Annotated in this window: 24 protein-coding genes; 8 read left to right on the forward strand and 16 right to left on the reverse strand. The window is 62.8% G+C overall.

Annotation, left to right across the window (positions count from 1 at the left end):
- The first annotated feature begins 31 nt into the window (after window positions 1-31).
- Together KUO17_RS20210 and KUO17_RS20215 are read left to right on the forward strand one after the other, a co-directional pair.
- Window positions 32-328, forward strand: a complete 297-nt coding sequence (locus tag KUO17_RS20210; RefSeq protein WP_217977282.1) for a hypothetical protein — start codon at window positions 32-34, stop codon at window positions 326-328.
- Between the two features lie 163 nt (window positions 329-491).
- Entirely contained in the window at window positions 492-704 is a 213-nt protein-coding gene (locus tag KUO17_RS20215) for a cold-shock protein (protein ID WP_003179963.1), read from the forward strand.
- A gap of 82 nt (window positions 705-786) precedes the next feature.
- Here the strand turns inward: KUO17_RS20215 and KUO17_RS20220 are convergent, their stop codons facing one another.
- The gene (locus KUO17_RS20220) at window positions 787-1,107 is read right to left on the reverse strand and encodes an I78 family peptidase inhibitor (RefSeq protein WP_217977283.1); all 321 of its coding nucleotides are present in this window, start codon (window positions 1,105-1,107) and stop codon (window positions 787-789) included.
- A gap of 134 nt (window positions 1,108-1,241) precedes the next feature.
- On the reverse strand, window positions 1,242-1,544 hold the full coding sequence (locus tag KUO17_RS20225; RefSeq protein ID WP_217977284.1) for a hypothetical protein: 303 nt from the start codon (window positions 1,542-1,544) through the stop codon (window positions 1,242-1,244).
- 301 nt (window positions 1,545-1,845) lie between these two features.
- On the opposite strand from KUO17_RS20225, the gene KUO17_RS20230 reads away from it, so the two are divergent.
- A complete protein-coding gene (locus KUO17_RS20230) occupies window positions 1,846-2,076 on the forward strand; it encodes a hypothetical protein (RefSeq protein ID WP_217977285.1) in 231 nt (76 codons plus the stop codon).
- Here the strand turns inward: KUO17_RS20230 and KUO17_RS20235 are convergent.
- The 7 genes from KUO17_RS20235 to KUO17_RS20265 are packed head-to-tail and all read right to left on the reverse strand — an operon-like array spanning window position 2,048 to window position 9,008.
- Window positions 2,048-3,073, reverse strand: coding sequence for a nucleoside hydrolase (locus KUO17_RS20235; RefSeq protein WP_217977286.1), 1,026 nt, complete (start codon window positions 3,071-3,073; stop codon window positions 2,048-2,050). The genes KUO17_RS20230 and KUO17_RS20235 overlap by 29 nt on opposite strands.
- A gap of 31 nt (window positions 3,074-3,104) precedes the next feature.
- Window positions 3,105-3,509 carry a D-ribose pyranase gene (gene rbsD / locus KUO17_RS20240; RefSeq protein WP_217977287.1) on the reverse strand — a complete coding sequence of 135 codons (405 nt, stop codon included), beginning with the start codon at window positions 3,507-3,509 and terminating at the stop codon, window positions 3,105-3,107.
- Window positions 3,506-4,423 (reverse strand): ribokinase, encoded by a 918-nt coding sequence (gene rbsK, locus KUO17_RS20245; protein WP_217977288.1) that lies wholly within the window; start codon window positions 4,421-4,423, stop codon window positions 3,506-3,508. Before rbsK ends, rbsD begins: the two co-directional genes overlap by 4 nt.
- A 13-nt stretch (window positions 4,424-4,436) precedes the next feature.
- Window positions 4,437-5,459 carry a LacI family DNA-binding transcriptional regulator gene (locus tag KUO17_RS20250; RefSeq protein WP_217977289.1) on the reverse strand — a complete coding sequence of 341 codons (1,023 nt, stop codon included), beginning with the start codon at window positions 5,457-5,459 and terminating at the stop codon, window positions 4,437-4,439.
- Between the two features lie 3 nt (window positions 5,460-5,462).
- On the reverse strand, window positions 5,463-6,458 hold the full coding sequence (locus KUO17_RS20255; protein WP_217977290.1) for an ABC transporter permease: 996 nt from the start codon (window positions 6,456-6,458) through the stop codon (window positions 5,463-5,465).
- Window positions 6,455-8,005 carry a sugar ABC transporter ATP-binding protein gene (locus KUO17_RS20260; RefSeq protein WP_217977291.1) on the reverse strand — a complete coding sequence of 517 codons (1,551 nt, stop codon included), beginning with the start codon at window positions 8,003-8,005 and terminating at the stop codon, window positions 6,455-6,457. Before KUO17_RS20260 ends, KUO17_RS20255 begins: the two co-directional genes overlap by 4 nt.
- A 46-nt stretch (window positions 8,006-8,051) precedes the next feature.
- The gene (locus KUO17_RS20265) at window positions 8,052-9,008 is read right to left on the reverse strand and encodes a sugar ABC transporter substrate-binding protein (protein ID WP_217977292.1); all 957 of its coding nucleotides are present in this window, start codon (window positions 9,006-9,008) and stop codon (window positions 8,052-8,054) included.
- 337 nt (window positions 9,009-9,345) lie between these two features.
- Here KUO17_RS20265 and KUO17_RS20270 point away from each other — a divergent pair, with 337 nt between their 5' ends.
- From KUO17_RS20270 to KUO17_RS20280, 3 genes are all read left to right on the forward strand, one after another.
- Window positions 9,346-10,434 carry an asparaginase gene (locus KUO17_RS20270; RefSeq protein WP_217977293.1) on the forward strand — a complete coding sequence of 363 codons (1,089 nt, stop codon included), beginning with the start codon at window positions 9,346-9,348 and terminating at the stop codon, window positions 10,432-10,434.
- Between the two features lie 200 nt (window positions 10,435-10,634).
- Window positions 10,635-10,880 (forward strand): DUF1654 domain-containing protein, encoded by a 246-nt coding sequence (locus KUO17_RS20275; protein ID WP_163940480.1) that lies wholly within the window; start codon window positions 10,635-10,637, stop codon window positions 10,878-10,880.
- Between the two features lie 90 nt (window positions 10,881-10,970).
- The gene (locus KUO17_RS20280; RefSeq protein ID WP_217977294.1) at window positions 10,971-12,041 is read left to right on the forward strand and encodes an endonuclease/exonuclease/phosphatase family protein; all 1,071 of its coding nucleotides are present in this window, start codon (window positions 10,971-10,973) and stop codon (window positions 12,039-12,041) included.
- Between the two features lie 42 nt (window positions 12,042-12,083).
- Here KUO17_RS20280 and KUO17_RS20285 read toward each other — a convergent pair whose 3' ends face one another.
- A complete protein-coding gene (locus tag KUO17_RS20285; RefSeq protein WP_217977295.1) occupies window positions 12,084-13,112 on the reverse strand; it encodes an endonuclease domain-containing protein in 1,029 nt (342 codons plus the stop codon).
- 490 nt (window positions 13,113-13,602) lie between these two features.
- On the opposite strand from KUO17_RS20285, the gene KUO17_RS20290 reads away from it, so the two are divergent.
- A complete protein-coding gene (locus KUO17_RS20290) occupies window positions 13,603-14,346 on the forward strand; it encodes a hypothetical protein (protein WP_217977296.1) in 744 nt (247 codons plus the stop codon).
- 115 nt (window positions 14,347-14,461) lie between these two features.
- Here KUO17_RS20290 and KUO17_RS20295 read toward each other — a convergent pair whose 3' ends face one another.
- The gene (locus KUO17_RS20295; protein ID WP_217977297.1) at window positions 14,462-15,091 is read right to left on the reverse strand and encodes an FMN-binding negative transcriptional regulator; all 630 of its coding nucleotides are present in this window, start codon (window positions 15,089-15,091) and stop codon (window positions 14,462-14,464) included.
- Window positions 15,092-15,191: 100 nt separating this feature from the next.
- Here KUO17_RS20295 and pdxR point away from each other — a divergent pair, with 100 nt between their 5' ends.
- On the forward strand, window positions 15,192-16,679 hold the full coding sequence (pdxR, locus tag KUO17_RS20300) for a MocR-like pyridoxine biosynthesis transcription factor PdxR (protein WP_217977298.1): 1,488 nt from the start codon (window positions 15,192-15,194) through the stop codon (window positions 16,677-16,679).
- Here the strand turns inward: pdxR and KUO17_RS20305 are convergent.
- From KUO17_RS20305 to rnhA, 5 genes are all read right to left on the reverse strand, one after another.
- Entirely contained in the window at window positions 16,664-17,089 is a 426-nt protein-coding gene (locus tag KUO17_RS20305) for an HD domain-containing protein (RefSeq protein WP_217977299.1), read from the reverse strand. The genes pdxR and KUO17_RS20305 overlap by 16 nt on opposite strands.
- 183 nt (window positions 17,090-17,272) lie before the next feature.
- Window positions 17,273-17,842, reverse strand: coding sequence for an SPOR domain-containing protein (locus tag KUO17_RS20310; RefSeq protein ID WP_217977300.1), 570 nt, complete (start codon window positions 17,840-17,842; stop codon window positions 17,273-17,275).
- Between the two features lie 135 nt (window positions 17,843-17,977).
- The gene (locus KUO17_RS20315; RefSeq protein WP_217977301.1) at window positions 17,978-20,221 is read right to left on the reverse strand and encodes an Orn/Lys/Arg family decarboxylase; all 2,244 of its coding nucleotides are present in this window, start codon (window positions 20,219-20,221) and stop codon (window positions 17,978-17,980) included.
- 84 nt (window positions 20,222-20,305) lie between these two features.
- The gene (gene dnaQ / locus KUO17_RS20320) at window positions 20,306-21,058 is read right to left on the reverse strand and encodes a DNA polymerase III subunit epsilon (protein WP_255263694.1); all 753 of its coding nucleotides are present in this window, start codon (window positions 21,056-21,058) and stop codon (window positions 20,306-20,308) included.
- 85 nt (window positions 21,059-21,143) lie between these two features.
- On the reverse strand, window positions 21,144-21,599 hold the full coding sequence (rnhA, locus tag KUO17_RS20325) for a ribonuclease HI (protein WP_217977302.1): 456 nt from the start codon (window positions 21,597-21,599) through the stop codon (window positions 21,144-21,146).
- Window positions 21,600-21,606: the final 7 nt, after the last annotated feature.

Here is a 21,606-nt window from a genome sequence, read left to right on the forward strand (position 1 = left end):
ATAACACCCGACCCTAAAAGGAGTGACCGGTATGCGACTTCATTCTCTTCTGGCCCTGGCGGCCACTGGCGCCCTGCTGCTGCCTCTCGGCGCAAGTGCAGGCACGGTGCCACCCGGCTACCTGACATCTTGCGTAGCCTCCGCCGCCGCCCAGCCGGGCATGACGAAACCCGCCGCCGAAAAACACTGCAGTTGCAGCGTGAATGTGATCGAAAAAAACTTTTCGGATGCAGAAATCAAGGAGCTCAACAGCACCGATGGCGTTGATCAGGCACTGAAAGACAAGGCAATCAGGCTGGTGACACAAGCCTGCAAGGCCCAGAAATAGGGGCCCGAGGCACAGAAAGCTCAGATAATTTGCGCTAGATCAGCATTCGCCTCACGTAAAAGTCACCACAAGCGCAGAATTAGACTATGATGTCTCTGTGCACCTTGTTGGCCTCGGCGACACCGCACTACTGAAAAAAATCATGTTTCCTGGAGATACACCCATGTCCAATCGCCAAACCGGCACCGTCAAATGGTTCAACGATGAAAAAGGCTTCGGCTTCATCACTCCACAAGGTGGCGGCGACGACCTGTTCGTACACTTCAAGGCCATCGAATCCGACGGCTTCAAGAGCCTGAAAGAAGGCCAGACCGTCTCCTTCGTTGCCGAAAAAGGCCAGAAGGGCATGCAGGCTGCACAAGTTCGCCCAGAGTAAGCTCTGACGAATTAAAAAAACCCGTCCTTGGACGGGTTTTTTTGTGCCTGCCGTTTGGTCAAACAGCAGGCGGTGGTAGGGTTCAGCCGCAGTTGACCCGCGTGACCACACCTTTGTCGTCGGCGTTGAGGTTCAGGCGCTCGGAGCGGTACTCCAGGGTGATCATGTCGGTAGGCTTGAGCACTCGGGCGATCTGCGCCCCGCTCGCCTTGCGCGCCTGCTCCAGCAGTTCGGCGCTAGCCGGCTTGCCGACGGTGAATGCGGCGCGGGTGGCCTCGCAACGGCCATCGAGGCTCGGTGCGGCCGCGACCTCTGGCGCCCTGGACGATGAGCCATCGGTACTGCAACCTGCCAGAACCACGGCGGCCAGCAGGCTCGCCAATGTTGCACGCGTGCGGAACATGAATACTCCTTTCAAATACTGGGATGCTGTCTGGTACGACAGTTTCAAGCACTTTTGGTTGCAAAAACGTCCCAGTCTGCCTGAGAGGTGCGCGACTGGGAAACCTCAATCGTGACGGGATTTTGCGTCGCCGCTCAGTAGATATCGATGTAGTCGCTGGCGGGCTCGGGCCAGTTGTTGCTCAACACGTTGTAGACCTGCAGTACCCAGCGTTCGTCGTCGGCAGCGACAGGGCCGACGCAGCCCGAGCCTGCGGCCCAGGTTTCGAGACGAAACAGCAGGCCGTCGAGTTCCCGGCCACCGGTTACCTGCGACAGGAAGGCGATGCCGGCGCGGGTGACGCGCAGTTGGTTGTGAACGCGGTCATTGCCCTGCGCCAGCAACTGGCGCACCTGTTCGAGAGTGAGTTGCACGGGGTTGTTCAGATCGATCTGCACGGGGGTGTCCTTGGGCGTGCTGGTGGCTGTGGGGTGCAGGGTACCTCAGGTACACCGCGTGTGCTTCTTCGCTGGCAAGCCAGCTCCCACAAGGTTTGGTGAGCGCTGCAAGAACCTGTGGGAGCTGGCTTGCCAGCGAATTGGCTTACCTCCCCCACTGCTTATGCCTAAGTAGCAGTGCCAGCCCTTCGCCAACATGGTTAACTTGCACCTGTTGGCGGAGCGCAATCATGCCCCCGCTGCAGACGCCAGGGCCCGGCATCTGTACTGAAAAGCACGTGCACTTTCGATCGAGACCCCCATGAACAGCCCCACCCTGACTACCGACATCAAGGTTACCTGGCCCGACGGCCACCGCTCCTACAGCCCCGGCAGCACCGAGGAGCTGTTCATCATCGCCGCCGAACTGCTGGTGCAGGACCTCGGCCACGAAGCCGCCCGCACGTTCGTCGACCAGGTGTTCGAGCGCCACTGGCCCGCTGCCGAGGCCGAACTGACCCGTGCTATTTCAACCGAGCAAGACGCTCGCTGAGCAGGTCGAAAAAGCCCTGGGCATCGCCGCTGTCGATCCACATCACATTGGCCGGCTGCTTGAGTGTGCCGTACCAGTCCGCAATGGTCTGACCGAAGGTCGGGCCCTCGCGACTGTCCACGCTCATGTGGATCTGCCGACCACTGAACAGCTGCGGCTTGAGCAGGTAGGCAATCACGCTGGCATCGTGCACCGGCCCGCCCGGCAAGCCGTAATGCGCCATGTCAGCCTTGACGTAAGCATCGAGGATATCGCCCACCAACTTGCTCGCCTGGTTGTTGACCGCGCGAATCTGCTGCAGCCGCGCCTCGCTGGTCAGCACCTTGTGCGTCACATCCAGCGGCAGGTAGGTCAGCTTGACCCCGCTACGCAGCACCACCTCGGCCGCCTGCGGGTCGGCATACAGGTTGAACTCGGCCACGGGCGTGATGTTGCCGCCATTGAAGTGCGCCCCGCCCATCACCACCACTTCCTTGATGCCCTTGACGATCTCCGGCGCCTGAACCAGCGCCAGTGCCAGATTGGTCTGCGGACCGAGCATGGCCACGGTGATGCTGTGCGGCTCGGCAGCCCCCAGGGTGTCGATCAGGTACTGCACCGCACTGCCCTGGGCCAGGCCCTGTTTCGGCTCGTGCACGGCAACCCCCGGCAGCCCCTCCTCACCATGGATGTTCTCGGCATAGATCGGCGTGCGTACCAGCGGCGTCGGCGCACCGGCGTACACCGGCACCTCTTCGCGCCCCGCCCACTCGCGGGCCAGCCGCGCATTGCGCGAAGTCTTGTCCAGGCGCACGTTGCCGGCCACCGTGGTGATGGCGCGCACGTTCAGCTCCTCAGGTGAAGCCAGGGCAAACAGCAAGGCCACCACGTCATCCGCACCCGGGTCGGTATCGATGATCAGGTCGCGGGGCGCAGCCAGGGCCGCAGTAGCCGACAGGGCAGACATCAGCAGCGCACCTCGCAGCAAACGCTTGGCTTTATGGGCAAATTCAGGCATCGGGCACTCCTTGCGCTCAGGGGAACATTGGTCAAAAGGTCACACCCGCCACCAGTGCAATATTGGTGTAGGGCTGGCATTCGCCCGTGCGCACAATGGCCCTGACCTGTGCACTCAGTTGCTTGAACGCCGCATGGCTCATGAGGTGGCGCGCACCCAGTTCGCCGCGCCCATGCAACTGCTCGATCTGCGCCAGGGCGGGCGGGTTGTGTTGCAGCGTCTCTTCGGCCAGCACATGGCTTTCGACCTGCATCTCTGCCAATACGGTACGCAGGGTGCTGACAAAGTCCGGGATACCCGGCGTCAGTGCCAGGTCGATCAGCTCGACGCCCGCCGGCACCGGCAAGCCGGCATCGCCGATCAGCAGCACATCACCGTGGCCCAGCGAGGCCACCAGGCGCGACAGCGCAATGTTGAGCAACGGGGTTTTCTTCATGGCGCCAGCCCTTGCAGTTCGTTCAAGTGAGGGATAGACGGTTGCGCACCGGCACGGGTAACCGATAGCGCGGCGGCCTGCTGACCGAACGCGATCGCCTCGGCCTGCGCCTTGCCTTGTGCCAGCGCCGCGGCAAACCCGCCAACAAACGTGTCACCCGCCGCCGTGGTGTCCACCGGTTGCACCACCGGCGCGGCAAAGTGCTGGAAGCCCTGGGCGTCGGCAAACAGAGCGCCCTGCGCACCGAGGGTGACGATCACCTTGCCCGCGCCCATCGCCAGCAGTTGGGTGGCCGCGGCCCGCGCGCTGGGCAGGTCACTCACCGGCAACCCGGTCAGGGCACTGGCCTCGCTCTCGTTGGGGATCAGGTAATCGATGGCGGCAAACCAGTCGGCCGGCAGCGGGCCGGTGGCGGGCGCGGGGTTGAGGATCACGGTCTTGCCCAGCGCCCGAGCACGGGCCAGGGTGTATGCCACCGTAGCCTGCGGCACTTCGAGCTGACAGATGATCACCTCGGCGGCCTGCAGCAGCGCATCGAAACGCTGCACCGATGCCGGCAGCAACTGACCATTGCCGCCCGCCACGATCACGATGGCGTTCTGGCTGCTGGCGTCCACCACGATCAGCGCCACACCGCTGCTGACGTCCGCCGCGGTGTCGACACCCTGGCAGTCGATGCCCTCGTCGAGCAACGCCTGGCGCAACTGGTCGCCGTAGGCGTCCTGCCCCACGCAGCCGATCATCGCCACCTGTGCGCCCAACCGCGCGGCGGCCACCGCCTGATTGGCACCCTTGCCGCCCGGCACCGTGCCGAAGGACTCACCGGCCAGGGTTTCACCCGCCACCGGCAACCGCTGGGCGCGGGTCACCAGGTCCATGTTCAGGCTGCCTACCACTACTACATTCGCTTGCATGGCCATCTGGGTCCTAGCGGTAATCATTGAAAAGGTCGGGCCGTGGCCCGGTCGACTCGCGCAACACGATGTTCGGCGCCACGATGCGCTGCTCCACCGCGCTGCGCGCCGGCTCGCCGATGCGCCGCAGCAGCAGGTCGGCCGCCATCTCGCCCAGCTCGCGGATCGACTGCCCCACCGTGGTCAGTGCCGGGTACACGTACTGGCTCATCTGGATGTCGTCGAAACCGATCACCGACAGCTCGCTCGGCACGCCGATATTGCGTTCGGCGGCCGCCCGCAGCACACCCATGCCGATCATGTCGTTGGCGGCAAAGATCGCCGTGGGGCGGTCGTGGGCCAGCAGTTGCGCAGCCGCGCCATAACCGCCCAGGCTGGTGAAGTCGCTCTCGACCACCCACCCCTCACGCAGTGTGACGCCGGCCTCGTCCAGGGCCCGCAGAAAACCGCCGAGGCGCATCTTGGCCACACTGGTGTGCGCCGGACCATTGATGCAGGCGATATCCTGATGCCCCAGCTCCAGCAAGTGCCGGGTCGCCAGGTAAGCGCCCTGTTCATGGTCGATACGCACCAGGTCGGCCTCAACACCGTCCAGCGCACGGTCGACGATCACCATGGGCGTGCGCACGCTGGCCAGGCTGTCGAGCAGGTCGGCGTCCTCACCCACCGAGGCCACGATCAGGCCGTCGATGCGCTTTTCCAGCAGCACGCGCAGGTAACTGCGCTGCTTGCGCGGGTCGTCATCGGAGTTGCACAGGATCACGCAGTAGCCGTTGCGCTCGCAGCCATCCTCGATGCCGCGTGCCAGTTCGGCGAAGTACGGGTTGACGCTGTTGGGCACCAGCAGGCCGATGGTGGCGGTGCAGCGCGCCTTGAGCGAGCGCGCCACGGCGCTGGGCACGTAGTCGAGCTCGGCAATCGCCGCCTCCACCTTGCGCCGTACCGGCTCGCTCACCGGGCGGGTCTTGTTGAGCACATGGGACACCGTGGTGTAGGAAATACCCGCCAGCGCCGCTACATCTTTGATGGTTGCCATTGTTCAGGTCCGCCGGCGCGCACGCCGGCTGCGGTAGGTGTCGAGAACCACGGCGATCACGATGACCGCCCCGGTGATAATGCGCTTGGTCGGCTCGGAGGCTCCGATCTGCGCCAGCCCTGCGGCCAGCACCGAAATGATCAGCACGCCGAAGAAGGTACTGATGACCGAACCGCGCCCACCCATCAGGCTGGTGCCGCCGATCACCACGGCGGCAATCACCTGCAGCTCCAGCCCGGAGCCGGCGTTGGGATCGGCCGCTTCCAGCCGCGAGATCTGGAACAGCGCCGCCAGGCCCGCCAGCAGCCCCATCAGCGAGAACACCAGTATCTTGTACGGGCGCGGGTCGATGCCGGCCAGGCGCACGGCCTCTTCGTTGGTGCCGATGCCGATCAGGTAGCGGCCGAACACGGTGCGGGTCAGCACCAGTTGTGCCACCACGATGACCAGCAAGGCGATGATGAACGAGGGCGAGATGCCGAAGGCCACTGGCTCCGACAGCCAGGCGAAGGCATCACCGATGTACGCGGTGCGCGAGTCGGTGAGCTGGTAGGCCATGCCGCGTGCCATCTCCAGCACACCCAGCGAGACGATGAACGAGGGGATGCGCCAGGCCACGGTGATCGAACCGGTGATGGTGCCGGCCAATGCGGCGCAGCCCATGCCCAGCAGCGCGGCCGGTAGCACGCTCCAGCCCCAGCCCAGGATCGCCACGCTGACCGCCGAGGCGGCCAGGGCCAGCACCGAGCCCACCGACAGGTCGATGCCGCCGATGATCAGCACGAAGGTCATGCCCACCGCCAGCACCATCAGGTCGGGGATCTGGTTGGCCAGGGTGCTGAAGGTGCCATACGACAGGAAGTGGCTGCTCAGCAGCGAGAACAGCACCACCAGCGCCAGCAGCGCACCGGCCAGGCCCAGGTAGGTACCCAGGCCGAGGTAGGTGGCGCCGCGTTTGGCCGGCACGTTGGCCGGGGTGTCTATCGGGGAGGTTTTCATACGGGGTTCCTGGGCACTGCGTCGTGCAGCAGTGCATCACGTTTCTGGTAGCCGGCAAAGGCAGCGGCCAACAATTGGTCCTGGCTCCAGTGCTCGCGCTCGAAGGTGTCGATCAGGCGACCGGCCGACAGCACGCCGATGCGATCGCAGATCAGCATCAGTTCGCGCAGGTCGCTGGACACCACCACCAGCGCCTTGCCCTGGCGGGTCAGCTCGGCGAGCAGGCCATAGATGTCGAACTTGGCGCCTACGTCGATGCCGCGCGTGGGCTCGTCGAACAGCAGCACGCTGCAGTCGCGCTCCAGCCAGCGGCCGATCACCACCTTCTGCTGGTTGCCGCCGGAAAGCTCGCCCACCGGCTGCTCGGGCCCGGCACTGCGAATGCGCATGGCCTCGATCTGGCGCTCGGCCAACGCCCGCTCGGCGCCGGCATCCACCAGGCCCGCACGGGAGATGGCCGGCATGTTGCCCAGCGCCAGGTTGGCGCTGATCGACTGCGACAGCAGCAGGCCTTCGCCCTTGCGGTCCTCGGTGATCAGCGCCACGCCGTGGCGTACTGCGGCCACCGGCGAGTCGATACGCGCCGGGCGCAGCGGGTTGCCCAGTTCGATGCTGCCGCTGTCGGCCATGTCGGCGCCGTAGATCAGGCGCAACAGTTCAGTGCGCCCAGCACCGATCAGGCCGGAGATACCGAAGATTTCACCGCTGCGCACCTCGAACGAGACGTCCTGCACCTTGTCGCCACGGCTCAGGCCGTTGACCCGCAGCACAGGCGCACCGATCGTGCGGCGCCCCAGGTCGATATGCTCGCCCAGCTCGCGCCCCACCATCAGGTTGACCAGTTGCTCGCTGCTGTAGCGCTGCATCGGCTCCACGCACACCAGCTTGCCATCGCGCAGCACGGCGATGCGCTGGGCGATGCGCTTGAGCTCTTCGAGGCGATGGGAGATGTACACGATCGACACGCCGCGCTGCTGCAGGCGCTCGATCTGACTGAACAGCAGCTCGACTTCGCGGGCGGTGAGCATCGCGGTGGGCTCGTCGAGAATCAGTACATGGCAGTCACCGATCAGGTTGCGCGCAATCTCGACCATCTGCTGATGCCCGATACCCAGCTCGCCCACCAGGGTGTCGGGGTCGATGGCCTCAAGGCCCACCTGCGCCATTGCCGCCGTTGCCATCTGGCGCAGGCGCTTGCGGTTGACCCAGCCGGCACGGCTGGGCAGGTTGTCCAGGAACAGGTTCTCGGCCACGCTCAAGGTCGGCAGCAGGTTCAGCTCCTGCATCACCATGCGCACGCCCAGGCGCTCGGCCGCCGTGCGGCTGGCCGGCAGATAGGGCTGGCCGTGGTAGTGCATCTGCCCGGTGGTGGGCACCTCAAGGCCGCCGATGATCTTCGACAGGGTGCTCTTGCCGGCGCCGTTCTCGCCGGTCAGGGCCAGCACTTCGCCGCGCAGCAACGACAACTCGATTTCGCCAAGCACAGGCTGGGCATAGGTCTTGCCGATCGCACTGACCGACAACACGACCTCTGCAGTCGCAGACATAACGCATTCTCCTGGCGCCCGCCCGCAGGCAGGCGCCGTCAGCTGACTACGGCTGTTTGACCAGTTCTACCGGGGTCTGGATGACGTTGTCGGCATCCACGTTCGGCGTCTTGCCGCTCAGCATCTGCAGGGCCGCCTCGATACCGAACACCGCCTGTCTGGCAGCGTACTGGTCGGCCGTGGCCAGCACGCGGCCGTCCTTGAGCATCGGCTGGATGGCCTTGATATTGTCGTAGCCCACCACCTGCACCGCACCCACCTTGCCTGCTGCACGCACCGCAGACACGGCGCCCAGCGCCATGCTGTCATTGCCGGCCAGCAGCGCCTTGAGGTCAGGGTATTCGTTGAGCATCGCCGCGGCCACGGCGTTGCCCTTGTCGATCTCCCAGTTGCCGGACTGGGTGGAGACCACCTTCATCTTGGCCGCGTCCATCGCGTCCTTGAAGCCGGCGGTACGCTGCTGGGCGTTGGTGGTGGTCGGTACACCTTCGATGATGCCGACCTGATCGCCCACGCTTAGCCGCGTAGCCAGGTATTCGCCGACCAGGCGCGCACCCTTGCGGTTGTCGGGGCCAACGAACGGCACCGTGAGGTTCTTGCTCTTGAGCACGTCAGGGTCGAGGCGGTTGTCGATGTTGACCACGGTGATGCCGGCGTCCATGGCCTTCTTGATCACCGGCACCAGCGCCTTGGAATCAGCCGGGGCGATCACCAGGGCATTGACCCCGGAGACGATCATCTGCTCGACGATACGGATCTGGTTGCTGGTGTCGGACTCGTCCTTGATGCCATTGGACACCAGGTCGAACTCGCCCGCGTGGTCTTTCTGGTAGGCCTTGGCCCCGTCCTCCATGGTGCGGAAGAATTCGTTGGCCAGCGACTTCATCACCAGCGCCACCTTGGGCTTGGCATCGTCGGCAGAGGCCTGGCTGAAAGGTACGGCGGCAGCGAAGGTGGCGAGCATGGCAACGGCCAGCAGGCGTCCAGCGAAGGGCAGCGTCATGGGTTTACTCCGAATCTTATTGATTTTTGTCGGGTCGCAAACGTTTGCGGTTAATAACTATGGAAACGCCACCGGGTTTTGTCAAATCAACCTGCGGCCATCCATTGCCCGAACAGTGGCGGGAAGTATCCTTAAAATCTTCGGAAAACCGAACATGCCTACAACAATAAATTCGGCTTTCCGACATACCCATCGCATGAAGACAACCGATGACAAACAAGAAAACCAATATAAATCAATTAGTTGAAACCAAAATCGAACCAATTCGGTAACTGGTACGCTTTCTGCTGAACTTGTCTATGCAACACAGCGAGTTCACTCATAGGGAAAAACAACGATGAAAGCTGCGCTCCACTCCTTTGCTCCAGCCGCCCTCACCCTGTTCATGCTGTTCCCGGCAGGCGTCAACGCCAAGGAAGCCGAAACCCAACAGAAGCTGGCCAATGTGGTCATCCTGGCCACCGGCGGCACCATTGCCGGCGCGGGCGCCAGTGCCGCCAACAGCGCCACCTACCAGGCCGCCAAACTGGGCGTCGACAAACTGATCGCCGGGGTACCGGAACTGGCCAACCTGGCCAACGTGCGTGGCGAGCAGGTCATGCAGATCGCCTCCGAAAGCATCACCAACGACAACCTGCTGCAACTGGGCAAGCGCGTTGCCGAACTGGCCGACAGCAAGGACGTCGACGGCATCGTGATCACCCACGGCACCGACACCCTGGAAGAGACCGCCTACTTCCTCAACCTGGTCGAAAAAACCGACAAGCCGATCGTGGTCGTGGGCTCGATGCGCCCAGGCACCGCCATGTCGGCCGACGGCATGCTCAACCTGTACAACGCCGTGGCCGTGGCCAGCGACAAGCAGTCGCGCGGCAAGGGCGTGCTGGTCACCATGAACGACGAGATCCAGTCGGGCCGTGACGTGAGCAAGTCGGTCAACATCAAGACCGAAGCGTTCAAGAGCGCCTGGGGCCCGATGGGCATGGTCGTGGAAGGCAAGTCGTACTGGTTCCGCCTGCCGGCCAAGCGCCACACCAGCGGCTCGGAATTCGACATCAAGACCATCAGCAGCCTGCCTGCCGTGGACATCGCCTACGGTTACGGCAACGTCAGCGACACCGCCTACAAGGCCCTGGGCCAGGCCGGTGCCAAAGCCATCATCCACGCCGGTACCGGCAACGGTTCGGTGTCGTCGCGCGTAGTGCCAGCCCTGCAAGAGCTGCGCAAGAACGGCGTGCAGATCATTCGTTCGTCCCACGTCAACCAGGGTGGTTTCGTGCTGCGCAACGCAGAGCAGCCGGATGACAAGAATGATTGGGTGGTTGCCCATGACCTGAACCCGCAAAAAGCGCGCATCCTGGCCATGGTCGCCCTGACCAAGACCCAGGACAGCAAAGAGCTGCAGCGCATCTTCTGGGAATACTGAGTCCAGTACCCCGGCAGGCCACCCCGCCCCTACTCGGCCGGGGTGGCCTAACCTCTTGTAACCTCGACACTTTTATTTTTTGCACGGCGCAGCAATCTGCGTTGTGTGCGGTCATATGGGTTCTTTCACCGACGCGCTGTTGCGAAAAGCCTTACAGTAAAATACTGTACGCACATACAGCACAACAAGGAACCGACCCCGTGGCCACCTCCTCCGCCGCCAAGCCTGCCAGCAGCTATGAGCAGTTGGGCATTCGCATCCAGAAAATCATCAACTCGCCGACCGCGCAAAAGTCCCGCGCAGCGCTGATTTTCCGCCTGGAGCATGAAACACCCGCCGACTGGGAAACCCTGCTCGAAGAAATCGCCGAGAACGACAACGTCACCCTGGCGTACCGGGATGACGGTGGCGTGCAGATTTTCTGGGTTGTGCCGAAGGAAGATTGAAGCCGTCGTCAGACGGCTGCGCCCCTACCCCGCTTCAACTTATCGCCAGCCCCTGGGCAATGGTGTTATCCGTAAAAATTGGAAGTACCAATGTTTAAGAATTTTGCAGCGGCAGTGATGCTGCTGATGCTTTTGTGTGGTCAGGTCTTTGCAGAAACGCGTATTGGTACCTGGAACCTGCAACACCTGAATGATCGCCCCAGCAAAGACTTCAAGAGCATTGCAAAGGTCGCGAAGAACGTCGACTTTCTGGCGGTACAGGAGCTGGTGAACAAGGACGCCCTGAACAAGCTGGCCAAAGAACTTACACGCCAGAGCGGCGAACCCTGGAGCGCCATGGCCTCCGACGCAGTCGGCCGCGCTTCAAGCAAGGAAATGTATGGCTTCGTGTGGAAAGACAGCAAGGTTGCCTACGAAGACGGTGCCGTGTCTTACCTTGATCGCCAGAATATCTTTGCACGCGAGCCCTATTCCGCACGCTTCAGATCATTGACCGATAACGCCTACTTCGTGGTTGCCACGGTGCATATCGTGTACGGGAAGAAGCCTGCTGACCGGGTTGAGGAAATCAAGGCGCTGTCCAGCTATTGGAGCTGGCTGAAGGAGATCTATCCGGGCAACAATCACATCATGCTGATGGGCGACTTCAACATGCCGCCCACCTCGCCCGCGTGGGAGCAGCTCAAAGCAAGCGCCAGGCCCCTGCTGACCCAAGGCGCCAGCACACTGTCTACAGCCGATGGCAAGTTTGCCAACCTGTACGACAATATCTTCGTCAGCAAAGTGTCGTCGATGAAAGTCAACAACGTCAGCGTGTACGACTACCCGAAACACCTGGGCATGACCCATGAGCAAGGCCGCGCGAACATATCCGATCACGCCCCGGTCTTCCTGCGCGCCGAACTGGGCCAGGGCAAAGGCGTGGCTACAGCTGCGACTGCGTCAACGCCCAAGCCGGCCACCGCCGCCGCGGCCAAACCCGCTACCGTAGCGAACGCCGTGGCACACATACGGGGCAACCGCAAAACCATGGTCTACCATCGCCCGGACTGCCCGTCCTACAACAGCGTGACTGAAAAGAATCGCATCGAGTTCAACAGCGAAGCGGCGGCCCAGGCACAAAGCTACCGCATCGCCAAGAACTGCCAGAAAGCGGGCTGATCGATCACGGGCGCAGCCTTTTTCAGCGGCTGCACCCGTGAGTCACTTGAGCAGTTGAAACTGGCTGGCGGCCTGGAGCTCGATGCGCGGCACGCCCTTGTACTGCTCGATGCGCCCGATCACGCACACATTGCGCCCCTCCAGCGGCTGCGCCAGCAACTGAGCGAATGCCGCGCGGTGTTCGCCCCACACCACCAGCCCCAAACGCTGAGCGCTCGGGAAACTCGCGCCCAGATCGATCCAGGTCGGCTTGCCCTTGGCCGTTGCCTTATAGGTCACCTTGATGATCGGCCCAACTACTGCGGCGCTCTGGCCGATATGGCGTGCGGCCTGGCGCCAATCCAACGGGTTGTCGCAGGTGGCGCCTTGCAATACGGCAGGCGACACAGGCGCGGCCATGGCCTGGCTGGCCTGCGCAGGCCCGGCGGTCGATTGATTGCCCTTAAACGCAAAGACGACGATCAGAACCCCGATCAGCGCAGTGAATGACATGATCGTGTACTTCATGACCGAAACCTCCTTGTTGAGCCCTTTGATCTGACTGCCCTGTAGCTCTGCCAATTGCTGTGCACCCGCATGCTTGCGTGTGTGCGACAAAAGGCTGAAGGCTTTTTTACGTTCGTCTTCCAGCAGCGCACGCAGATGGCCAGCGCAACGCGCCGGCTCATCTCTGACGTCGCGGTTGGCAAACCGCAACACCCGCCAGCCTTGCGTCGTCAACGCAGCCTGACGCCGCTGCCAATCGATGAAGTCATCGTGCGACATGCCTGTGCCGGCACCGCGCTTGTCATAGCCATCGATTTCGATGGCGATGCGCACGCCACCCTCTTCGCTGATGACCAGGTCGCAATAGCGTTGCTTGCCGTCATTGTCCTTGAAGGGGTATTGCACGCTCAGCGACTCGTATCGGATCTGCGCTACAAGGCTGAGCACATTCTGGGCAAACAGCCGCTCGTAGTCACTGCCGAACAGCGCCGCATTTGCCTTCAACCACTCTTCCTGGGTCATGTCTGATCGTCTGCACATTGGAAAGTCGGGCCGGTGCAAAGCACACCCCTCGACCGTTGCCACCAAAATGCTATAACGCAGTCGAGCCGCCGATTCTGGCCGACTCTGTAGGAAAAGTCGATTTTCCTACCCTATACCTGACTAGAGGCTGGGACACGGCGTGCATCCATGCTGACTGCCGGGGCCGGGCCGCATGTGATTAACCACACTCAAAACACAATACGCAGCTATAAATGCGATCGCGAGCCAGACAACAAACGGACTGCTACAGGCACCACCCGCCAATCCAAATATCATTCGGGCACATTTAAACAAAACCTTTATTCCCTGCGCATATAACTCCTACAAACCAATACAAAAAAATAAACACTCCGACGCCGCCAAACAACAATCCCACCCCCGCCCAACTTACCCCGCCAGCCAGGCGAGGTAATTGTTACTTACTATTTATTTCACACCCGGAAACTTGCCCGTCGCGGGCGCACTGAGATAGCCTTTCGACTCAAACAACCCCACATACACTGTACAAACTTCACAACCTCTGGACGCCCAGATGAAAAAAGAAGAACTTCTCGCCCTTCTCCAATCCATTATGGATCGAGGCGATCCGGCTTACATGTCGCACTCCGGCGCCTTTTTAGACTTATTGAAAAGTCTTGCCAACGCGCAGAGCCTGCAGGGCTTTGCCGAAGCCTGCGATATCTATCTCTACCTCTACCCCGAGACAGCAAGGCTGCTGGAGGAGCGGGTGGCAGGTATCCTTTGCAATAACTATTTCAACGTTGCACTTGGTGTGAACTACAACCAATTTTTACAATGGTCACTCCATACCCCAGGGTGGGCCGATGAATTGAAACGTTGTTTGCGCTCACCGTCGAACCTGATCGCAGCTGCAGAAAAAATCCAAAAGCACTCGATCAAGCAACCCGACTTAACAAGCAATAAGGAAACTCACATGAAGCCTATCGATCTACTGCTGAACGAAATCCGTGCCCACCTTCCATTTGGTTCAGAGGAAACCGCGCAAGCATTTCTTGACGGCTATGACCCTGATGATCGCATCGCCTTCATATCGGCACTTTATTTTGGCCGCTCTCACCTTCACGCCACCGAAGTCAGCGAAGAATTTCTGAAGTATCTTGTTACTGGCGAAATGAATCGTTACTGGGAGAAAGAAAACGTACCAGACAATGAAATCGCTCGCACGCTCTATGAAAAAGGTACGAACCTCAGCACGTATTATGATGCTTTCATCCGCTGCACCACTGCCTCCAACTATGATCGCAGCAAGTACTGATTTTACTTGCTGACAGCAAAGTGGCTTCACAGCACACCCAGCCTGGCCTTGCTGTGAAGCCGATGGCAGGGTTCGCCCGGGCACCTCATCGCTGCCCCGGATCCCGCCGTGGCAGTTACTTGGGCAAACTCGCAAGCATCGCCGCCCCCAATGCAGTACCGCCGCACGCCGCGACCCCTTGTGCAGCCCCCCGAATATCCCGCGCGTCCTTGTTCTGGCCCAGCTTGAACTTGCCGACCAGGCGGGTGATCTGGATTTCCACACCAACGATGGCCTTGAGCATGTCGCTGATGTAGTCCCTCGGCGCATCGGTCATCTTCCACGGCTCGGGCTGCGACGCCTCATGGGTGCGCGTCAGTTGCGCGACCAGGCCACGCACGTAGCGCTCGTCGTCGTGCAGGCTGACCTTACCGTAGGCATGCACCACCTGGTAGTTCCAGGTGGGCACCTGCTGGTGCGTCTCATGCTTGCTGGGGTACCAGGTGGGCGAGATGTAGGCGGCGGCGGCGCGGAACACCACCAGCACCTCATCGCCATCGCTCAGTTCACGCCACACCGGGTTGGCCCGCGACACGTGGGCCTGCAGCACGCCGTGTGTGCCCTGCGCCGGTTGCAGATGGAACGGCAGGTGGTTGGCATCGAGCCCCGCCTGCGTGTGGGTCACCAGCACGCCAAGCGGGTTGTGCACGATCAGGTCATGCAGCACCTCGAGGCGCGGCTCGTTGAAATCTTCAGGCAGGTACATGGCGTCTCCATCGACAACACAGGGGGCGAAGCCAGATTGTGCTGCTCGACTGGCCCATGGTATAGGTCCACTTTCCAACAGAATCACTGGACCAGAACGGATGGCACGTAAAGCCAACACGCTTGAAATACCCTCCCTCGGCATACTCGACCGCAGCAGCGGCCAACTGGGCCGACAGCTCGCCCATGCACTGCGGACGGCGATACGCAGGGGCGATCTGAAGCCCGGTGAGGCGCTGCCCTCGACCCGCGCACTGGCCCGCGCACTGCTGATCGCCCGTGGCACCGCCATCGAGGCGTTCGAGCAACTGATTGCCGAGGGCTTTCTCGAATCGCGCGGCAGGGCCGGTACCCGTGTGGCACGCCGCCTGGAGGAACCCCTGAAGCCTGCCGCCCCGGCCATTACCCGACCACCTGCCACCTGCGCACGGCTGGAGCAGTTCGCCCAGGTGGCCCGGCATTTCGGCGCCGTACCCCAGGTGCCGTTCGCCGTGTCGGTACCGCTGGGCAAGGCCGCACCGGATGATATCTGGCGCCGCCTGGGCAATCGCATCCGCGCCCGCGGCGCTGGCGCCCCCACGGGCTATGGCGACCCGATGGGTGCGCTCGAGCTGCGCGAGGCGGTGGCCGATTACGTGCGCAAGTCCCGTTCAGTGCGCTGCGAGGCCAGCCAGGTCATCATCACCTCCGGCACCCAGCAGGGCCTGTACCTGGCCTGTCAGGTACTGCTGGAGGTGGGGGACTTTGCCTGGGTCGAAGACCCGGCCTACCGCGGCATCACCGCCATTCTCGAAAGTGCCGGGCACAGCGGGCAGATGGTGCGTGTACCGGTGGACGCCGAGGGGATGGACGTCGAGCACGGCGTCGCCGCCTGCCCCAGCGCCCGTGCAGCATTCGTGACCTCATCGCACCAGTACCCCTTGGGCATGCCGATGAGCATGCCCCGGCGCGAAGCCTTGCTGAGCTGGGCCAGAACCCAAGACGCCTGGGTAGTGGAAGACGACTACGATGGCGAACTGCGCTATGCCGGGCATCCGTTCCCCTCGTTGCAGGGGCTGGACCCGCAGCGGGTGATCTACCTGGGCACCTTCAGCAAGATCCTGTTTCCGTCGTTGCGCCTGGGCTATGCGATTGTGCCGCCCGACCTGGTGGAGGCCTTCTGCGGTGCGCGCGTGCTGATGGACCGCCACCCGGCCAACGCCGATCAGCAGGTGCTGGCGGCATTCATCAACGAAGGGCATCTGGACCGACATATCCGCCGTATCCGAGGGGTGTATGCCACCATCCACCGGCAGGTGAACGAGGCAGTGGCTCGCTGGCTAGCACCGCACCTGGGCTGGCTGCAGCCCACCGATCAGGGCATGCACCTGGTACTGTGGCTGGCGGCGGGTATCGACGACCTGGACGTGGCACGGCAGGCAGGGGCGGCGGGCGTGGTGGTACGCGCAGTGTCGCCGATGTATGCCGGGCCGCACGGCAGGCCCGGGCTGATCCTGGGCCTGGGCGGCTTCAGTGGCGAAGCCATCGACACGGCCATGCAGCGCCTGGCCCAGGTGATCAGCGCCGCCAACGCTCAGGCCAGCGCTTGAAGGTAGGCACTGGCCTGTTGATAGCGTTGCAGGCGGGCGAGGTCTTCGGGGCCGGGCATGGCGATGCGCGAGAGGTCGCTGTTGTCGGCCAGGTCCGCCAGCTTGACCACCCGTGCCAGCGGGTCACCGCCCAGGCGCGCGACAAAGGCTTCGTAGCTTTCGTCATCACGCCGGCTCAGGGCCTGCACCGCTGCCAGGATCTTCAACGCAAAGCCTTCGCGGGCCAGGTCCGCAAGGCTCATGCGGGTGTCTTCCAGCACGTCGTGCAACACCGCGACAATGCGCTGCTCGGTAGTCTGCACCCGCAGCATTACCCGTAGCGGGTGCAGGATGTACGCCGTACCGCCCTTGTCCTGCTGCCCTTCATGGGCCCTGGCGGCAACCGCAATGGCTCGCTCCAGTGTGGACATAAGCCCCCTCCTCTCAACCCTCGCGTCGTCGCAGACGCGCCATGCTGCAGGCGTCGGTGAACACACCGTCACGCAAAGCATAGCCGCGCAAATGCCCTTGCACCTCGAAGCCGTGCCGCCGATACAGCGCCAGGGCCGCCGTGAACACAAGCAGTGAGTGTAAAAGGCGCAGGCGTACGATGGCTAGCGTTCGGCGCCGTGCTGGATGACCACCGAGTCGGTGCCCAGGCGCGCCATCACGTCGCTCTTGCTGGCGTCGGCGGTGGCCTTGTCGGGGTAGGGGCCCAGCAGCACCACCGGCTTGCCGTCGCGGTAGACCACCGATGAGGGGATCTGTTTTTCGATCAGGCGTGCGGTCATGTCGCTGAGTGCGCCCATATTCGGGCCCTGGATGATCTCGACGTCCCAGCCTTCGGGTGCGGGCTGATCGGCCAGCGCATTGGCGCGGCGCTGCAGGTCGGCGCCACCGCAGATCTCGCGGATACGCAGGTCGCCGCCGGTTTCGTCGATGATGATCTGGTAGTCGGTGCCCTGCTTGATCGCGACGTAGCTGCGGTAGGGCTGGAACACGCCGGCGGCGTCCTTGCCACGGAACTGGCCGCAGATATCGCCTTGCTTGTTGAACCGCACGTTGGCGAACTTGGCCGTCTTGGGGTTATCCAGATGCTCGGCAACCTGCTTGTGAACCCGTTCGGCATCATTGTCACAGCCGGCCAGGGCCACCACTGCCATTACCACCGCCACTTTGCGCACGCGTGTATCTCCTGATGTCGAGCGGCGGATTTTAGCATCTGGGGCGGGGCTTGGGGTGAGGCCTTCGCCAGCAAGGCCGGTTCCTGCAATGATCGCGCTGGCGCATGGTCCTGCAGGCGCCGGCGTTGCCGGCTCCTACATAATGCAATCCACCGTATACACATCCCCCACCTCATGCTGCAGCCCATGCACGTCCGCCACAAACCCCGGAAACCCGCGGTCGAACGCCCGTGCGAACGCGAGGTAGTCCATGATCGAACGTGTCGCCTCGGTAAACCGCTCACCCGGCATGATCAACGGAATACCCGGCGGATACGGCACCAGCATCACCGCCGCCACCCGCCCCAGCAACTGCTCGATCGGCACCGCCTCGACCTCGCCACGCACCAGCTTGTCATACGCATCCCCAGGCTTCATCACCACCTCGGGCAAGCGCGTGTACAAGCGCTTGAGCTGCTTGGCCGTGGCGTTGCTGCGGTAGCACGCATGCAACTGTTCGCACAAATCCCTCAAGCCCATGCCGTGATACCGCACAGGGTCCAACTGGGCCACGCACGGCAAGCTCTGCATCAACGCAGTGTTGGCGTCGTAGTTGCGTTTGAACTCCAGCAGTTCGGTCAGCAGCGTGCTCCATTTGCCCTTGGTGATGCCCATCGAGAACAGCACCAGGAACGAATACAGCCCAGTCTTCTCCACCACCAGCCCGCGCTCCCACAGGAACTTGCTGACCACCGCCGCCGGTATGCCGCGCTCACCCAGGCTGCCGCCGGCGTCCAACCCCGGCATCACCAGGGTCACCTTGATCGGATCGAGCAACACATAGTCTTCACTCACATCGCCAAACCCATGCCACTCGGCCTGCGGCTGCAGCAACCAGTCTTCAGTGGCCACGCGACAGATACCGCCCACTTCCGGCGGCTGCCAGATGCTGAACCACCAGTCATCCGCCGCGATGTGCCCGCGAAGATTGGCCAGCGCACGGCGAAAGCTCAACGCCTCGTCGAACATCTCCTGCAGCAACGAGCGCCCCGCCGGCCCCTCCATCATCGCCGACGACACGTCCAGCGAGGCCAGGATGCTGTACTGCGGCGAGGTGGAGATATGCATCATGAACGCTTCGTTGAAACGGTCGCGATCAAGCTGGCGCGCGCCACCATCCTGCACATGGATCATCGAGGCCTGGCTGAACGCCGCCAGCAACTTGTGCGTGGAGTGGGTGCTGAACACCAACGGGCTGTCGGCGCTGCGCGAGGTACCCATGGCGTAGCGCCCGGCAAAGAACTCGTGAAACGCCGCATAGGCGTACCAGGCCTCGTCAAAGTGCAGCACCTCGACGCTGTTGCCCAGTTCCTGCTTGATCATCTCGGCGTTGTAGCACAGGCCGTCATAGGTGGAGTTGGTCACCACCGCCATCTTCACCCGCGCCTCACGGCCCCTGGCCAGCGGGTTGGCGTGGATCTTGGCCTGGATCGACTCGCGGCTGAACTCGCTCAGCGGGATCGGCCCGATGATGCCCAGCTCGTTGCGCTCGGGGCACAGGTACAGCGGGATCGCACCGGTCATGATGATCGCGTGCAACACCGACTTGTGGCAGTTGCGGTCCACCAGCACCAGGTCGTCGCGCCCCACCATCGAGTGCCACACGATCTTGTTGGCGGTGGAGGTGCCATTGATCACGAAGAAGGTATGGTCGGCACCGAAGTTGCGCGCCGCCCGCGCCTCGGCAGCGGCCAGCGGGCCAGTATGATCGAGCAGCGATCCCAGCTCGGGCACCGACACCGAAAGGTCCGAACGCAAGGTGTTTTCCCCGAAGAACTGGTGAAAGGCCTGCCCCACCGGGCTCTTGCGGTAGGCCACGCCGCCGCCATGGCCCGGGGTGTGCCAGGAATAATTGGACTGCGCGGTGTGCTGCACCAATGCCTTGAAGAACGGCGGCAACAGGCCGTCGAGGTAGTTGTGCGCCGCCCGCGCCACTTGGCGCGCAAGGAACGGCACGGTGTCTTCGAACAGATAGAGGATGCCGCGCAGCTGGTTCAGCTCGCTCATGGCATCGGCCGGGGCGTTCTCCAGCGTGACCTGCTCGCCCAGCGCGAAGATCGGCAGGTGCGGCGCACGCACCCGCGCCAGGCGGATCAGCTCGACCATGTTCTGCAGCAGGTGGGTGTTCTCGCCGGCGCCTTCGGCGGCAATCAGCATGCAGGCCAGGCCGTGGTGGGTGGCCGCTACCAGGCGCCCCTCGGCATAGTCGACGGCCGGCAGGATGGTGAAGCCGTCCTGGGCCAGCTCCTGGGCAATACCGCGCACACGGTCACCGGCCACGGTGTCGGCCTTGATGTCGCGGTGCACGATCAGAATCGGAAACTTGAGGTCCTTGTACATGGGCGCCAGCACCTTCGAAACGGCAGGCCCGTCGGGCCTTTCATTTCAGGGTAGAAGGTCGGCGCCAAAGACGCGGGAATTGCTTCAGTTGGCTTGCAGCAACTGCTGCCACAAGGCCGGGCCGCCGGTGGACTTGGCCACCGCCTCCAGGCGTGCCATGTGCGCTTCCAGCTCGCTGGCGCTGGCGGTGATGATGCGCCCAGGCTGGCGACCCACCAGGCGGCGGATTTCGCTGCCCTGGCTGGACTGCCCCTCACCGTCGCCATCACTGCCGGCCAGCGACAGGCTGGTCTGGCCACCGGTCATGGCCAGGAACACGTCTGCCAGCAACTCGGAGTCGAGCAATGCGCCGTGCAGTTCGCGGCCGGAGTTGTCTACGCCATAGCGCTTGCACAAGGCATCAAGGCTGTTGCGCTGGCCTGGGTGACGCTCACGCGCCATCAACAGGGTGTCGAGCACCTCGCAATGCTGCGAAATGTCGGCGCGATCCTGCTGCCCCAGCAGGGCAAATTCGTTGTTGATGAAGCCAACGTCGAACGCCGCGTTATGGATGATCAGCCGCGCGCCCTTGATGTACTCGAAGAACTCGTCGGCGACCTCGGCAAAACGCGGCTTGCCCACCAGGAACTCGTCGGTGATGCCGTGCACACCGATCGCGCCTTCGTCACTTTCGCGGTCCGGCTGCAGGTACACGTGGAAATTGCGCCCGGTCATGCGCCGGCCAAACAGCTCGATACAACCGATCTCGATGATGCGGTGGCCATCGCCCACCGGCATGCCGGTGGTTTCGGTGTCGAGCACTACCGACCTGTTGTTCTGCATCTCCACGCCGGTCATCTCCTGCCGCGTACTGCCTGAATAAGAAAAGCGGCGAATTTTACCTCACCCGCTGGCGGATGTGGCGAATTCGCTTGAAGGGGGCTCAACGGGACTTGCGCAGGTCGTCGACGCCACGGTTGGCCAACTGGTCGGCACGCTCGTTGCCCGCATGCCCGATGTGCCCGCGCACCCACTGCCACTTGACCTTGTGGCGGTTGACCTGCTCGTCCAGCTGCTGCCACAGGTCGGCGTTTTTCACCGGCTCCTTGGCGGCGGTTTTCCAGCCGCGCTTCTTCCAGTTGACCATCCACTCGGTGATGCCTTTCATCACGTACTGCGAGTCAGTGACCAGCAACACCTCGCATTCGCGCTTGAGCGCTTCCAGGCCCTTGATCGCCGCCATCAGTTCCATGCGGTTGTTGGTGGTGTCGCGCTCGCCGCCCCACAGTTCCTTCTCGACACCCTTGCACACCAGCAACGCACCCCAGCCACCCAGGCCAGGGTTGCCCTTGCAGGCACCATCGGTGTAGATCTCGACGCTTTCGACGCTTTCGCTCATGTACAGC

The organism is Pseudomonas aegrilactucae, assembly GCF_019168305.1.
Lineage (GTDB): Bacteria > Pseudomonadota > Gammaproteobacteria > Pseudomonadales > Pseudomonadaceae > Aquipseudomonas > Aquipseudomonas aegrilactucae.

Coding starts and splice junctions, on each gene's coding strand:
- rbsK (WP_217977288.1), bottom strand. CDS start 4,423: ATGCAAGCGAATGTAGTAGTGGTAGGCAGCCTGAACATGGACCTGGTG.
- KUO17_RS20255 (WP_217977290.1), bottom strand. CDS start 6,458: ATGAAAACCTCCCCGATAGACACCCCGGCCAACGTGCCGGCCAAACGC.
- dnaQ (WP_255263694.1), bottom strand. CDS start 21,058: ATGACCGGCGTGGAGATGCAGAACAACAGGTCGGTAGTGCTCGACACC.
- rnhA (WP_217977302.1), bottom strand. CDS start 21,599: ATGAGCGAAAGCGTCGAAAGCGTCGAGATCTACACCGATGGTGCCTGC.
- KUO17_RS20290 (WP_217977296.1), top strand. CDS start 13,603: ATGAAAAAAGAAGAACTTCTCGCCCTTCTCCAATCCATTATGGATCGA.
- KUO17_RS20265 (WP_217977292.1), bottom strand. CDS start 9,008: ATGACGCTGCCCTTCGCTGGACGCCTGCTGGCCGTTGCCATGCTCGCC.
- pdxR (WP_217977298.1), top strand. CDS start 15,192: ATGGCACGTAAAGCCAACACGCTTGAAATACCCTCCCTCGGCATACTC.
- rbsD (WP_217977287.1), bottom strand. CDS start 3,509: ATGAAGAAAACCCCGTTGCTCAACATTGCGCTGTCGCGCCTGGTGGCC.
- KUO17_RS20295 (WP_217977297.1), bottom strand. CDS start 15,091: ATGTACCTGCCTGAAGATTTCAACGAGCCGCGCCTCGAGGTGCTGCAT.
- KUO17_RS20210 (WP_217977282.1), top strand. CDS start 32: ATGCGACTTCATTCTCTTCTGGCCCTGGCGGCCACTGGCGCCCTGCTG.
- KUO17_RS20305 (WP_217977299.1), bottom strand. CDS start 17,089: ATGTCCACACTGGAGCGAGCCATTGCGGTTGCCGCCAGGGCCCATGAA.
- KUO17_RS20235 (WP_217977286.1), bottom strand. CDS start 3,073: ATGCCTGAATTTGCCCATAAAGCCAAGCGTTTGCTGCGAGGTGCGCTG.
- KUO17_RS20315 (WP_217977301.1), bottom strand. CDS start 20,221: ATGTACAAGGACCTCAAGTTTCCGATTCTGATCGTGCACCGCGACATC.
- KUO17_RS20230 (WP_217977285.1), top strand. CDS start 1,846: ATGAACAGCCCCACCCTGACTACCGACATCAAGGTTACCTGGCCCGAC.
- KUO17_RS20270 (WP_217977293.1), top strand. CDS start 9,346: ATGAAAGCTGCGCTCCACTCCTTTGCTCCAGCCGCCCTCACCCTGTTC.
- KUO17_RS20220 (WP_217977283.1), bottom strand. CDS start 1,107: ATGTTCCGCACGCGTGCAACATTGGCGAGCCTGCTGGCCGCCGTGGTT.
- KUO17_RS20215 (WP_003179963.1), top strand. CDS start 492: ATGTCCAATCGCCAAACCGGCACCGTCAAATGGTTCAACGATGAAAAA.
- KUO17_RS20250 (WP_217977289.1), bottom strand. CDS start 5,459: ATGGCAACCATCAAAGATGTAGCGGCGCTGGCGGGTATTTCCTACACC.
- KUO17_RS20280 (WP_217977294.1), top strand. CDS start 10,971: ATGTTTAAGAATTTTGCAGCGGCAGTGATGCTGCTGATGCTTTTGTGT.
- KUO17_RS20260 (WP_217977291.1), bottom strand. CDS start 8,005: ATGTCTGCGACTGCAGAGGTCGTGTTGTCGGTCAGTGCGATCGGCAAG.